The 12,841-nt window shown below is 58.3% G+C and carries 11 protein-coding genes; 8 read left to right on the plus strand and 3 right to left on the minus strand.

Annotated elements, in window-relative coordinates; translation table 11 throughout:
- Positions 1–80: 80 nt before the first annotated feature.
- Entirely contained in the window at positions 81–1,109 is a 1,029-nt protein-coding gene (locus ACUTSW_RS00120; protein ID WP_445583369.1) for an ABC transporter substrate-binding protein, read from the minus strand.
- Positions 1,110–1,326: 217 nt separating this feature from the next.
- Between ACUTSW_RS00120 and ACUTSW_RS00125 the strand changes: the two genes are divergently transcribed.
- The 3 genes from ACUTSW_RS00125 (at position 1,327) to ACUTSW_RS00135 (ending at position 5,376) form a co-directional block, all read left to right on the plus strand.
- Positions 1,327–2,367 carry a LacI family DNA-binding transcriptional regulator gene (locus ACUTSW_RS00125; RefSeq protein ID WP_445584427.1) on the plus strand — a complete coding sequence of 347 codons (1,041 nt, stop codon included), beginning with the start codon at positions 1,327–1,329 and terminating at the stop codon, positions 2,365–2,367.
- Positions 2,368–2,627: 260 nt separating this feature from the next.
- Positions 2,628–4,571, plus strand: coding sequence for a sigma-54-dependent Fis family transcriptional regulator (locus ACUTSW_RS00130; RefSeq protein ID WP_445583370.1), 1,944 nt, complete (start codon positions 2,628–2,630; stop codon positions 4,569–4,571).
- 31 nt (positions 4,572–4,602) lie between these two features.
- Positions 4,603–5,376: a lipoyl protein ligase domain-containing protein gene (locus ACUTSW_RS00135; RefSeq protein ID WP_422397133.1), complete on the plus strand. Its 774-nt coding sequence runs from the start codon at positions 4,603–4,605 to the stop codon at positions 5,374–5,376.
- An 81-nt stretch (positions 5,377–5,457) separates the two neighbouring features.
- Here the strand turns inward: ACUTSW_RS00135 and ACUTSW_RS00140 are convergent, their stop codons facing one another.
- A complete protein-coding gene (locus ACUTSW_RS00140; RefSeq protein WP_434463168.1) occupies positions 5,458–6,513 on the minus strand; it encodes a 2,3-butanediol dehydrogenase in 1,056 nt (351 codons plus the stop codon).
- 483 nt (positions 6,514–6,996) lie between these two features.
- Positions 6,997–7,374 (minus strand): hypothetical protein, encoded by a 378-nt coding sequence (locus ACUTSW_RS00145; protein WP_445583371.1) that lies wholly within the window; start codon positions 7,372–7,374, stop codon positions 6,997–6,999.
- A 16-nt stretch (positions 7,375–7,390) separates the two neighbouring features.
- On the opposite strand from ACUTSW_RS00145, the gene ACUTSW_RS00150 reads away from it, so the two are divergent.
- The 5 genes from ACUTSW_RS00150 to ACUTSW_RS00170 all read left to right on the plus strand — a co-directional run bounded on the left by ACUTSW_RS00150 (position 7,391) and on the right by ACUTSW_RS00170 (position 12,825).
- Positions 7,391–8,413, plus strand: coding sequence for a DUF1254 domain-containing protein (locus ACUTSW_RS00150; protein WP_434460638.1), 1,023 nt, complete (start codon positions 7,391–7,393; stop codon positions 8,411–8,413).
- Positions 8,414–8,928: 515 nt separating this feature from the next.
- On the plus strand, positions 8,929–9,762 hold the full coding sequence (locus tag ACUTSW_RS00155) for a MipA/OmpV family protein (RefSeq protein WP_445583372.1): 834 nt from the start codon (positions 8,929–8,931) through the stop codon (positions 9,760–9,762).
- Positions 9,763–9,817: 55 nt separating this feature from the next.
- Positions 9,818–10,645, plus strand: a complete 828-nt coding sequence (locus ACUTSW_RS00160) for an acid phosphatase (RefSeq protein ID WP_004946461.1) — start codon at positions 9,818–9,820, stop codon at positions 10,643–10,645.
- A gap of 13 nt (positions 10,646–10,658) precedes the next feature.
- Positions 10,659–11,459 carry a hypothetical protein gene (locus ACUTSW_RS00165; RefSeq protein WP_445583373.1) on the plus strand — a complete coding sequence of 267 codons (801 nt, stop codon included), beginning with the start codon at positions 10,659–10,661 and terminating at the stop codon, positions 11,457–11,459.
- A gap of 406 nt (positions 11,460–11,865) precedes the next feature.
- Positions 11,866–12,825, plus strand: a complete 960-nt coding sequence (locus ACUTSW_RS00170; RefSeq protein ID WP_445583374.1) for a GGDEF domain-containing protein — start codon at positions 11,866–11,868, stop codon at positions 12,823–12,825.
- Positions 12,826–12,841 lie beyond the last annotated feature (16 nt).

The following is a 12,841-nucleotide window of genomic DNA, read 5'->3' on the forward strand; positions in this document are numbered from 1 at the left end:
TTCTGCGAGCCGTGCAGGCGTGGCGTGCCACGCCCGGTTCATCGGCAACGGCAGAAAGTGCGAGAGGGAATGGACGGGAATTACTGCGCGCCGGAGCCGATCTCTTTATCCCAGCGGCTGAGCAGCTCTTTGCGTTTTTCCGTGGCACCGTAGGTTTTAAAGTCGTAGTCGATCAGTTTGATGTTCTCGAAGCGCGGCGCATACTCGGAGATCGCCGCTTCGCGGTTTGACGGCAATTGGAAGGATTTGGCGTCTTTCATGTGCGATTGTGCTTCGGCACCGAGCGCCCAGTCGTACCACAGCTTGGCATTGGCAAGGTTACGCGCGCCTTTGACAATCGACATGGAGCCAATTTCAAACCCGGTCCCCTCGCAGGGCGCGATGGCCCTCACCGGGAAACCATCGACCTGCATCGCCACCGCATCGTGCATAAAGACGATGCCTACCGTCGTTTCGCCGCGGGCCGCCGCTTTAACCGGTGCGGAACCCGATTTGGTGTACTGCGAAATATTGGCGTTGAGTTTTTTCAGGTAATCGAAGGCCTTGTCTTCCCCCATGATCTGCACCAGCGTGGCGAGGGTGTTGTAGGCGGTACCGGAGGAGTTCGGGTTGGCCATCTGGATCTCGCCCTTGTAGGACGGATCCAGCAGATCGGCCCAGCAGGCGGGGACCTTGAGTTTTTTCTCCGCCAGCAGCCTGGTGTTGTAGCCCCAGCCCAGCGCGCCGGCGTAGACGCCCACGGTGCGGTAGTCGGCACTCTCCGCCTGCTTGCGTGCCCAGTCGTGCTGTTGGTCAAGCAGCGGCGATTTATAGGGCTGGGTTAAACCTTCGTTGGCGGCCTGCATATGGGGATCGCCGGTGCCCGCCCACCAAATGTCGGTGCGCGGGTTACGCGCTTCGGTTCGGATGCGTGCATAGGCTTCTCCGGCGGACAGACGCACCATGCTGACGTTGACATCCGGGTGCTGTTTCTCGAAGAGCGTGGTCATTTGCTCGCAGACCACGACATCGGCGGAGCAGATCATATTCAGTTTTCCGGCGGCGTGAGCCGGCAGGGCCGAGAGCGCGGAGCCGGCGGCGATGACCGCCATCAGGGTGACTCGATGCATGGTGTTCTCCTGGTTTGTGTAGGGTGGCGATACGTTGTCGCCATTTTTTTTGCACGTGTGTGCAAATAACTAGAGGATAAAAATTGTGCTGTCAATTGCGATATAGAACAATTCAACCTATTCGTCACAAAAATGAAACAAATTTTCTGCGAAAAATTTGCACAGCTTTGCAAAGTGCGGCAAACTTTATCGGAACGGGTAACGGATGGATGTAACCATGGCGGTAGACAAGGCAATGATCAGTGCCAAAGACGTAGCGGAGCTGGCCGGCGTGTCCCGATCGGCGGTGTCGCGCACCTATACGCCCGGCGCTAGCGTCTCGGCGGCAACCCGCGAAAGGGTGATGTGGGCGGCGGAGCAACTGGGCTACCATGTTAATCATTTGGCGCGGGGATTGGTGCGCAATCGCAGCGGCATTGTCTGCCTGATCGTTTCCGAACTGGCGACCCCTTACCGGGCCAGCCTGGTGCGATTGCTGACCCAGCATTTGCAGGCGGCGGGTAAGATCGCCATGTTGATTAACACCGATCGTTCCGACGACAGCGTGTCCCAGGCGTTGCAGCAGGCGATTAACTTCCGCGCCGATGCGTCTTTTGTCCTCTCCGGCATGCCGGACAGTGCCATCGCCCGCCTGTGCCACCGGCACGGTCAGCGGCTGGTGTTGATTAACCGCAATGATGCGCTACCGGGTTCGCTCAGCATCAACCTGGATAACGAAGAAGCGGCCGGCACGGTGATGATGGCGTTTGTCCGCGCCGGTTGCCGACGGATCGCCTTTGCCAACTCGCTGGCGGGCACGCCAAGCCTGATGGCCCGTGAACGCGGTTTTCTCCAGGCGGCGGAAGCGGCGGGGCTGGCGGTGAGCGTCGAGCGCTTTGGCACCACGTCGTACGAGAGCGGGCAAATTCTGGCGCACCGGCTGTTAACCCGTCGGGAGCGGCCTGATGCGGTGTTCTGCGTCACCGATCTGTTGGCCTGCGGTTTTATGGATGAGGCGCGCCATCGCTTTGCGTTGCGTATTCCGGAAGATCTTTGCGTGGCCGGGTTCGATGATATCCCTCAGGCGGGCTGGTCATCCTACAACCTCACCACATTCACTCAACCGGTGGAGCAGTTCGCTCGGGAAGCAGTGGCATGGCTGGTGGCGGAAGAGGAGAACGAAGAGAGCATGGCACCGGCACTGGGGCAGGAAATGCCGGGCGAAACGCGGATGTACCATGCCGACTTCATTTGGCGCAGCACCATTCGCGGCGGCTGAGAGCGGGGCGGTTCAGCCTTCTCCCCACGCACGTTCTTTTTTCGGCAAATAATGCGGCCGCGCCGTGTGGCCGATCACAAATTGCACCTGGACGCAGTGAAAAGTTCTCCCCGGTATTTAGTCTGATATAACCCGCCGTTGATAACCGGTGCGCTGAAACCTGCCGGCCATGCCCCTGCACCGGGCAGCCAACCCAGTGTATGATGAGGGCCCGCATCAGCAACGGTTATTCCCACCGTGCCGCCACAGGAGAACGACCCGTGAATCAGAGCCAGCGCGAACACATTGCCACGGTAATGGCCAGCCTCAGCAACAAGGCGCATTTGCTGGCCCCGCGTTTCCACGAACAGACTATTCGCGACTCCTGGCAGCGCTGCGTGGAACATCATGGCCTTGATCCCAGCCGCATGCAGGAAGCGCGCATCTTGCCGTGGCATGAACTGCGGGAACACCGCCAGGAAATGGAAGAATTTCGCCACATTGCCCATCACGGCCTGACGGTGTTGTATCAGCAGATTGCCGCCGCCGGCTACGTGGTGCTGTTGACCGATGCGCGCGGTATCACCGTGGATTACCTGGGGGACGCCAATGCGGAAATCAGCCTGCGTCGTGCCGGGCTGTTCCTCGGGGCGCAGTGGACGGAAGCCTGCGCAGGCACCTGCGCCGTGGGCACCGCGCTGGCCACCGGCAAGGCGCTGACCGTGCATCAGGCCGATCATTTCGACGCCACCCATATCCCGCTGACCTGCACCGCCGTTCCCCTGTTCGATCCGCAGGGTCAGCTAAACGCCATTCTTGATATTTCCGCGCTCAGCTCGCCGCAACCAAAATCCAGCCAGCAATTGGCGTTACAGCTCGCTAAAATTTATGCGCATCAGATTGAAAATGCCTGGTTTGAGCATCGGCATCGCGGCGATTGGGTGCTGAAACTCAGCCCGGCATCGTCGTTTGTTGAGGTCAGCCCGGATTTCCTGATCGCCTTTGATGCCGCCGGCAAAGTGGTGGGGCATAACCACCGCGCCCAGCGCATGCTGGAAAACGAACTGGGTATCGCCGCGCCGCCGGTACACTGCCGCAGCACGCTGCTCGGCCGGCCGATTGAACAACTGTTTAATACGTCCATCGACAGTCTTCCCGATTGGCTGGCCAGCGCCAGCGGGCAGCAGGGTACCCTCGCACGCGCCCGCAGCGGGGAGAAACTGTACGTTACCGCCGTGCAGCCCGTTCGGCGTGCGCCACGTAAGGCCACAGTCAGCCACGGCGCGTTGCCTCCGGCGCTGGCCGCACTGAACGGTGGCGACGCTGCGTTGCAGCTCCAGCTCCAGCGCGCCGCCCGGCTGCTGGAGGCACCGCTGCACCTGATGGTTCACGGTGAAACCGGCTGCGGGAAAGAGTTTTTTGCCAAAGCCTTTCACCAGGCAAGCAACCGCCGCCATCGGGCGTTTGTGGCGGTGAACTGCGCGGCGATCCCGGCGGCGCTGATTGAGAGCGAACTGTTCGGCCATCTGCCCGGCAGTTTCTCCGGCGCAGGCAGTAAAGGGCGGCGCGGGCTGATCCAGGAAGCCGACGGCGGCACGCTGTTCCTTGATGAGATAGGCGACATGCCGCTGGAGATGCAGACCCGGTTGCTGCGGGTGTTGGCGGAGCAGGAGGTGCTGCCGGTGGGGGCCTCGCGTCCGGTATCGGTGGATATCCGCGTGATCTCCGCGTCGCACCACGCGCTGGATCAACTGGTGCAGGAAGGGCGTTTTCGTGCCGATCTGTTCTACCGTTTGCAGGGGGCGCGTATCTCGCTGCCTGCGTTACGCCAGCGCAGCGACCTCGACTGGCTGGTGGATAAATTGCTGGCCGGTAAGGTGCAGCTCTCCGCCGCTGCGCGTCGCCGTCTGCATCAGCACCGTTGGCCGGGCAACCTGCGTGAGCTGAGCAATGCGCTGGATTACGCCGCCGCACTCTGCGATGGCGGCCGCATCGAGGCCACCGATCTGCCGGAAGGGTTGACGGCGGCGATCCCCGCCAGCCCGCAGCCGGTGGTTCACTCCGAAGCCGATGCAGCGCTGCCGCCGGAGGCTCAGTTGTTGATCCAATATCTGCGTGCCGCCCGCTGGAACCACAGCGCCGTCGCACGGCAAATGGGCATCAGCCGAATGACGCTCTATCGCCGCATGCAGCGCTTCGGCATTCAGTCGCCGGTGCATGACTAACCCCGCCTATATGAGTGGTGGACAAGGGGAGATGATGAAGGATGTTTCTCAGGCCGCCGCCGTTAACGGTGGCCGGTTTTCACTGCAGCCATCGCGGCTGATGTTTTTTCCGGACCCTACGCAGGCCGAAGCCGGCCTGTTTGCCCGCGCTGCCGCCGGAGAGGCGGTGGCACAGCTGTGGCACTCGCCGCTGTCGCTGGTGGTTCCGGGCAGCTATAAGCGTTTTGCCGCGCTGGAATCGGCGCGCCAACAGTTTGCCGCAGACGGGTGCCCGGTGTTTTTGCGTAAGTCCGGGGGCGGGCTGGTGCCGCAGGGGCCCGGCATCGTGAATGTCAGCCTGGCATATCCGATAGCGCGCACTCTGGGTGAAGCGGCAGAAGAGGTGTATGAGCATCTGTGCGCTATTCTCCGCAGTGCGCTGGCCGCACGGGGCGTGGTGGCCCACTGGCAGGCGGTGGAAGGATCGTTCTGCGACGGACGCTTCAATCTTGCCTGCGGCGACGGGGAGGCGGCGCGTAAAATCGCCGGTACCGCCCAATATTGGCGGCCGGTGGCGAGTCAACCTGCCGACGAGGTGCGGCGGCACGTGGTGCTGGCCCATGCGGTGCTGTTGGTGGATTGTGATTTGGCAGCGGCGCACCGTTATGCCAATCAGTTTGAGGCGGCATTAGGCAGTGGGCGGCATTATCAAGCGGAGAAAACCGTTAGCGTGGCGCAAATGGCGCCAGACGTTACCCACGATCTACGCGACGAGATAGTCGATGCGCTAGGGGCGGCGATCCTGCGTTCCCCGGCACCGTTGTAACCTTGCGGGGTGCTCGGAATTGCGTCTTGATCTTAGAGGGCGGACCGAGGGGCCGCCCTCTCGTCATACCTGCGATACCTTTTACTGCGGTGGACGCACCAGGATTTTAACCTGTTGTTTTTCTTTCACCAGCGCTTCAAAACCCTGCTCCACCAAGTCAGCCAGTTCGATACGCTTGGTCACCAACTTGTCGGCCTGGAAGTAGCCCTGGGTCATCAGATCCATCACCGCCGGGAAAATATGACGATAAGCGATAATCCCTTTGACTGAACGTTCGCTGAGCACCACTTTGTTCGGATGGAATGCCGCTTCCCCTTCCCAGATGGAGACGATAATCGTCTCGCCTTCGTAGCGAGTGCTGTCGATACACTGCTTTAGCACCACCGGCACGCCGGTCACTTCAAACGCCACGTCAACGCCACCCGAGCTCAGTTCGCGTATTGTGGCGACGGCATCGTCTTTGCTGGGGTCGATAACCACTTTCGCTCCCAGTTCACGCGCTTTTTCTGCCCGCTGAGGCGACAGCTCGACCACATAAATTTCTGCCGCACCGGCCGCGCGCAGTGCTTCAATCACCAGCAGGCCGATGGGGCCGGCACCGAAGACGGCCGCTTTATCCCCGGCTTTCAATTTGCTCATCCGCACCGCATGAAGGGCTACCGCCGCAGGCTCTACCAACGCGCCTTGCTCATAGCTCAGCGCATCGGGCATGCGGTGTACCATATGCTCGTCCACCATGGTAAAGGAAGAGAAGCCGCCGCCACCGCCGGACAGACCGTGGAAACCCAGATCGGCGCACAGGTTATATTTGCCTTCGCGGCAGGCTTCGCACTGCCGACAAGCCAGGATCGGCTCTACGACCACGCGGTCACCGGCTTTGAATTTCGTCACGCCGCGACCCACGTCCACCACTTCACCGGAAAACTCATGGCCCATGACGATAGGCGCTATGTCATGGCTTAGCTTGTGAGGTTTGCCTACCGGGGCAAAAATCGGGCCGGCGAGGTATTCGTGCAGGTCGCTGCCGCAAATTCCGGTCCAGGCTACCTTGATTTTCACCTTACCGGCGGAAACCTGAGGTTCTTCAATATCATCAATACGGATGTCGCGCGCCTGATACCAACGAGCTGCTTTCATCATCTTCCCCTTGAAATTAACCGTAAACCTGCCTCGGCGGCCAATACGTCGGTGGCCGGGGCAGAGACTCAACGCAGGAGATAGCGAAAAACGTGCCAATGTGACGATACAGGGAAAAGTGATGTTATTTCAGTGAGTTGTTTTGTTTCTGTTAAAGGCGTTACCCGTTACAGGTGTGTGATGAGACACCTGTAACAGATACGGGTGTAACAGGGCGCTTATACCTGGTGAACCGTCTTATTGGCTTTCGCAGGCGGAGAGCTGAATGGCGACCGGGGTTCTGGCCTGACTGGATTGCGGTATGGAAAGGAAAACACCGGAAGAAAAGGGGATAAGAAATAATAAATTTCGTAGTTTCAACATAGACATTTCATCCTTGTCATTGATATCCACCTCAATGGGCGGGGGCCAACGGGCACCCAGGCAACATTCTGCTTCGGTCATTAATGGCCGTCAATAAATGCAGGGGCAATGGAAAGCCGGTCAGCCCGTCTGGTCCTGCCCGGCAAATTGTCGCTCTGCGCAATGGCCGGCGGCGGTGATGGCGCGATAGCCGATATCAGACCAGCCAGCCGAGTCGAAAGAAGCTATGTCCGGGGTTTGCTCGGGGCATGCGTGACACTTTTTCTCACCCAATAGTGCGATTTGACACAATTTCATATAAGAAAAATCTGTATTAAAAGTGGCTCGGGAAAAATAGCGATGGATAACAGGGATAAAGCCGTCTGTGGACGTAAGGTCGACAGGTTGGTTTGCCATCACGGTTGCCGTCTGCAAAGGCAATGCCAAAGCCCGCTGGCGGTGCAAGGAAGCGATGCGCACAAGAAAAGTGTGACGCTGGGGAGCGGGATTCATTTTCATAAGATCAGGGGGTTACATGTCATATTCATCTACGGCCCGCATCGTCGCACTGACGTTGGCAACCTTGGGGTGCGCCAGTGCGCAATCATCTTCCGGTGAGACGATATCGGTTGGTGTCGATAATTTTGTCCGTGCCGAGTCCGATCTTTACATGGGCAATATGGTGGCGGACGGCGGATTGGGACGGTTTGTGCATAGCCGCGAACCGGTTGCCATTGACGCTCAGAGCGTCATCCGCATGAATCGGGACACGCTCTACTCGAGTGCGGTGTTCGATCTCGATGCCGGCCCGGTCACGATCACCTTGCCGGAGGCCGGTAAGCGATTCATGTCGATGCTGGTGGTCAACGAAGACCACTACGTTCCCGCCGTCTTTTATGGCGCCGGCCGCCATACGTTGACGAAGGAGGAGGTCGGCACTCGCTATGTTTTCGTCGCTATCCGTACGCTCGTCGATCCTGCCGATCGCAAAGACGTTGAGCAGGTGCATGCGCTACAAGATGCCATCAAGGTTAGCCAGGCTCAAATAGGGGAGTTCGTGGTACCGAAATGGGATCCGGCGAGTCAGAAAAAGATGCGCGATGCCCTGCTGGTTCTCGGGGATACGCTCCCCAACTACAACCAGGCATTTGGCACCAAGAGCACGGTCGATCCTATTCAGCATTTGATCGCGACGGCGTCCGGATGGGGAGGAAATCCGAGCAAGGATGCGATTTATCTCGGCGGCGTGATGCCGAAGAATGACGGGAAAACCGTTTATCGGCTCAAGGTCGGGCATGTACCGGTGAAGAGTTTTTGGTCCGTGAGCGTTTATAACGCCAAGGGGTACTTCGAGAAAAACCCGTATGACGCCTATTCGCTAAATAACCTCACCGCCCAAAAAAGCGATGATGGTTCGATTGTGATCCAATTTGGTGGTTGCGACGGCAAAATTGCGAATTGTCTGCCGACCATGCCCGGTTGGAACTACACGGTCAGGCTTTATCAGCCTGACGACGAAATCCTGAATGGTCAATGGCATTTCCCGGAGCCGCAGTGATCCGCTCGGTATTTTCCTGAACATGTTTTTTTACTTTTTCTCCCTTGATTGTGCCGTTTGACACAATTAGGGATAAGAAAAATCTGTATTAAAAATATGTCAGGGAGAAACAGGGATGGACGACAGGGATAACGCCGTCTTTGGACATGACGTTCGGTAATGATGGGCGCGGGAAGCGAGGGCGTGTTTTCACTCTCTCTTTGTTTCAATCACCCCTTTTAGCCTGTCGAGTTGCACTTTTCGGCAAGCGGTGCAAAGACATAATGCTTTTTCCAGCTGTGCAGGCGCTTTTAAGCAGCCCCTCGCGCACCGGGGTTTTTTGCGCCCTTTTCCGGGCAGGAGGGTTATCCGCAGGCATAGGGTTGGCTATGCCATGACTGAAAAAATAAAAAGTAATTAGCCAAAACCTATTTCCGGTCAAGGGAATGGATGACGGGAATATATCCCGGATAGCGGTTAAACATGCCGATGAATCAGAATAAAAACGAAAAGAAAATAGAGAAAGGAACAAGGATATGACAAGCAAGAAAAACGGGATTTATAAATCGTTCGGGCTTCCTGCCTTTGCGCTGATGACGGCGCTGCCGTTGTCCGTACAGGCCGCTTCCGATGGGGACCAGAGTATAACGCTGGGCGGCGGGGTGGCGGTGAGCCCGTTGTATGAAGGCTCCTCGCGTTATGAAGCCTTTCCTTCTCTGGTGGCGAAGGCGGTGATGCCGACGCAGAACTGGGGAACCTTCACGGCAGGTTTTCCTGAGGGTTTGCGCTGGGACTTGCCGGGGGCTTCTTCTGTGGGGCTGGCGCTGCTGGCCGGATATGACATGGGCCGCAAGGAAAAAATCCGTACCCTGGGCGGCAGCAATAGTCATCTGAAGGGGATGGGCGATCTGGACGGCAGCGCGATGCTCGGTGCGGAAGCCTATTGGCGTCTGCCGGCCGGCCGGCTGTTCGTCCGTGGCTGGCAGGCTACCCGCAGCCGCGAATACGGCGGCGAGGATTTGGGGCACACCGCATACCTTGAAGCCGGTGCCGACTACTCGCTGCCGCTGTCTTCCTCACTGACGCTGGATTCCGCGCTGTACGGGACCTGGAGCGACAGAGACGACATGATGGCGCGTTTCGGAGTGACGAGAGAGCAGGCCGATCGTAGCGGCTTCAGCGAATATCATGCCGGCGGCGGTATGCGGAATGTGACGTTAAAAACCGGCCTGACCGTCCAGTTACAGCCTCATATTGCCCTGCAGGGCGGGATGAAGCTGTACGCCTTGACGGCGGATGCGCGTCGCAGCCCGCTGACGGATAAGACGGTGGGGGCGGGCTTCTACCTGAATGCGGTGTACCAATTCTGAGTGCCTTGATAGCGCTGCCCTCTGCGGCATCGACCGACTCTGGAGATCATCATAAATGAAAAAGTCATGCGTCCCTTTGTACCTGATAGCGCCGTTGGCCGGCTTGTTGTGTTCCGGCCTGGCGGCGGCGAGCGATACCGGGCCGACGGTAACGGACCCGCATTTTAAGCTGGCACCGGGTTACCTTGAACCGGCCAGCCTGCCGGTGCGTTTGGCCCTGCTCGGAGGGCCGCCAAAACCGGACTCTGCGGCATTCGCTCGCGATGAAGAGGCACGGCGGGCGGCATTGGCGTTACGTGGGTCTGCCCGTGAAAAGTTGGCCGCAACGGACGCCGAGTTGACCTTTCCGGCGCCGGCAAAATCGTTCTCGTGCGCGCTGGGCACCGATATCAACGAGAAAAAGACGCCGCACCTTTACGCCATGATGCAGCACGTATTGACGGATGCGGGTGGCTCAACCTACGCAGGAAAGAACGCGTATAACCGTACTCGCCCGTTTGTGCAGCATGACGAGGGAACCTGTCGCAAAGACATGGAGCCGGTTCTGCGTACCGACGGTTCCTGGCCGTCCGGCCACTCGGCGGCTGGTTGGGCCTGGGGCTTGGTGTTGGCCGAAGTGCAGCCGGCACGGGCGACCGAGCTGCTGGCGCGCGGTCTGGCGTTTGGTCAGAGCCGGGTCGTCTGCAATGCGCATTGGCAAAGCGACGTGGATGCAGGGCGCATCATGGGGGCCGCCACGGTAGCCGTGCTGCATGACAACCCGGCTTTCCTGGCAGATTTGGCCGCCGCCAAGCGCGAAGTGCAGGACGCCACCAAAGCGAACCTGAAACCCACCGAGGACTGCGCGGCTGAACGTGTTGCTCTCTCCCTGAGTATGCACTGAGAAGAGCATGGCCATGATGAATTGTGACAATCTGCAAAACAGGCTCGCCTGGCGGGTTCTGCCTGCGGCGCTTTTAGCGTCGGGCGTTTTGAGTCTCCCGGCTGCGGCGGCTCAAGTGGCGCCACCGGTCTATCAGCCGGCGGAGGAGTGGCAGTTCACCGTTTCTCCTTATCTCTGGGCGGCAGGCATTCGCGGAGATGTCGGCCATCGGTCAACGGGCACGCAATTTATGAAAACGGATTTCTCCGCCATTGCTCGTGACCTCGATGTGGCGGTGATGGGGATGGGGGAGGCCCGTAAAGGACCTTACAGCCTGCTGATGGACCTGATGTTCATCGACACCACGACGCGGAACGGCCTGCCGGATGGGGCACCGGCATCACGCCTGAAAGTGGATAGCCGGACAGTATCCGGGTTCCTCGGTGGCGGATATACCTTGCTGGAGGAAGGCGGCGCTCGCCTTGATGCCACCGGTGGCGTTCGGGTGTGGTACAGCAGCACCAGCTTGCATTTTCAGGGAGGGATTATCGATGGGGCGTCGGGCAGTGACCGCGCCACCTGGGTGGATGGCGTTGCGGGGCTGCGCGGCCAGTATGCTCTGACGCCAACCGTCAGGCTTTCGGCCTGGGGATTGGCCGGTGGCGGGCAGTCCCGATTGGACTGGGATGCGGCGGCGCTGCTGAGTTGGGAGTTTACCCCCGGTTTTTCTGCCGTGGCGGGATACCGGGCCATGGGGGTCGATTATCGGCATAACGGCTTTGTGTATGACGTGGTGCAGCAGGGGCCGATATTGGGGATGAACGGCAGGTTCTGAGGCCGCGAATCCTCCCCACAGCATCAGGCGCTGGTCGGCGTGATGCGGTTGTTCGTCCGGCAATGCAGGCTCCTGGGGGGGCGCCTGCATTGCCGGCTTGTGAATGGCGGCGAGCATCCGCCAGCGGGGTCGCCGGTTCATCCAAACAAATCATCTTCGGTTTGCTCGTGCTCATAGTCAGGTAGCGATCTCCGCGTCAGTCAGCCCACGAATCTGCGCCATCACAAACGCCGTGCGGACTTTCTCTAGCCATGCCCGCAGCGTGGCATCCACCCGAAATAACGTTTTTAGCCAGGCGCATTGGATTTCTTTCCGGCGCCGCCACAGGCGTGTAAATTAAGAGAGGGGTAGACCAATACATCTACATGAGAATGATTTTTATTTCAGTATGTGTCAGGGGGCTCATATGCCATTCGTGAAAAATGAGAACGGGCTTTTTACCAAAAACGAATCGCGAAAAACCCTGTATATGCCGCTGGTATTATCCGGGGCGCTGTGTATTTTGGTGATGATCATTCATCTGGCGTACTTCCCGGCAAAAGAAATCGGGCATTCCTGGATACAAAATTCAGGCTGGTTATTTGATTTATTCCAGTTGTTAATACTTAATTTTATCTTATGGAGTTTTAACCGGCTAACGGTAAAAGCCAGCCAGCGCCGGTGGATTAACGTCGGCCTGCTTGTCTGGATCCTCTCCGCGGCGTGTGATTTTATGGACGAAATCATCCGCCAGCCCCAGTGGTTAGGCTATTACATCGAGGACCTCACCAGGCTCATAGGGATGCTCTGCGTCGCCGTTGGCGTGTATTTAATCGTGCACTATGTTAATGATAAATATGCCGATGCCAGCATCGACTCTTATCGTGACGAACTGACGAATTTACCCAACCGGCGTTATTTTCGACGCGTGCTGCTGGATTTGCAGAGCGTGAATTATTATGTGTTTTTTATTGATATCGATTTGTTCAAGAAGATAAATGACAAATACGGGCACGATATTGGCGATGAAGTCCTCAGAGCTTTTGGGCAGATGCTGGGCGAGCTGTCTGAAAATAATGTCATTGCCGCCAGAATCGGTGGCGAAGAATTTGCCGTAATAGTGCAAACGTCGGTATTTGAAGAGGCACAGTCAACGGCAGAGAAAATATTAACCCGCTCCAGAGAATTGGTGGTTAATGATGAGGTTCGCCTCACTGTCAGCATGGGTGCCGGAAATAAAAGAGAAAATGAAAGCCAGGAAAGCTTGCTCAAGCGTGTGGACATCGCGCTCTATCGGGCAAAGTCCTGGGGCAGGAACCGAATCGAATGGGCATCCTCCCAGGAACATGGGGTTCCTCAGGCCTGCCCCGAAAACGCGGTAAGTTAAAACGGGCATGTTTGCA

This window comes from Serratia sp. TSA_198.1 (genome assembly GCF_052686505.1).